Below are 1,055 nucleotides of genomic sequence, written 5' to 3' on the forward strand. Positions count from 1 at the left end.
GCTGCCATCACTACCGTACTGGCTAAAACCTACGGTGGTTCCGCTCGCGCATTCGACCAGATCGATAACGCGCCGGAAGAAAAAGCTCGTGGTATCACCATCAACACCTCTCACGTTGAATATGACACCCCGACTCGCCACTACGCGCACGTAGACTGCCCGGGCCACGCCGACTATGTTAAAAACATGATCACCGGTGCTGCGCAGATGGACGGCGCGATCCTGGTTGTTGCTGCGACTGACGGCCCGATGCCGCAGACTCGTGAGCACATCCTGCTGGGTCGTCAGGTAGGCGTTCCGTACATCATCGTGTTCCTGAACAAATGCGACATGGTTGATGACGAAGAGCTGCTGGAACTGGTTGAGATGGAAGTTCGTGAACTGCTGTCTCAGTACGATTTCCCGGGCGACGACACTCCGATCGTTCGTGGTTCTGCTCTGAAAGCGCTGGAAGGCGACGCAGAGTGGGAAGCGAAAATCATCGAACTGGCTGGCCACCTGGATACCTATATCCCGGAACCAGAGCGTGCGATTGACAAGCCGTTCCTGCTGCCGATTGAAGACGTATTCTCCATCTCCGGTCGTGGTACCGTTGTTACCGGTCGTGTAGAGCGCGGTATCATCAAAGTGGGTGAAGAAGTTGAAATCGTTGGTATCAAAGAAACCGCGAAAACCACCTGTACTGGCGTTGAAATGTTCCGCAAACTGCTGGACGAAGGCCGTGCTGGTGAGAACGTAGGTGTTCTGCTGCGTGGTATCAAACGTGAAGAAATCGAACGTGGTCAGGTACTGGCTAAGCCGGGCACCATCAACCCGCACACCAAGTTCGAATCTGAAGTGTACATTCTGTCCAAAGACGAAGGCGGCCGTCATACTCCGTTCTTCAAAGGCTACCGTCCGCAGTTCTACTTCCGTACTACTGACGTGACTGGCACCATCGAACTGCCGGAAGGCGTAGAGATGGTAATGCCGGGCGACAACATCAAAATGGTTGTTACCCTGATCCACCCGATCGCGATGGACGATGGTCTGCGTTTCGCAATCCGTGAAGGCGG

Annotated in this window: 1 protein-coding gene; it reads left to right on the plus strand. The window is 54.6% G+C overall.

Annotated elements, in window-relative coordinates:
* A partial coding sequence (tuf, locus tag K5R89_RS27115) for an elongation factor Tu (protein ID WP_048979769.1) occupies nt 1-1,055 on the plus strand: 1,055 nt, incomplete at both ends.

The sequence above is a fragment of the Klebsiella sp. TF21-TM genome (assembly GCF_019753495.1).
Classification (GTDB): Bacteria; Pseudomonadota; Gammaproteobacteria; order Enterobacterales; family Enterobacteriaceae; genus Klebsiella; species Klebsiella quasipneumoniae.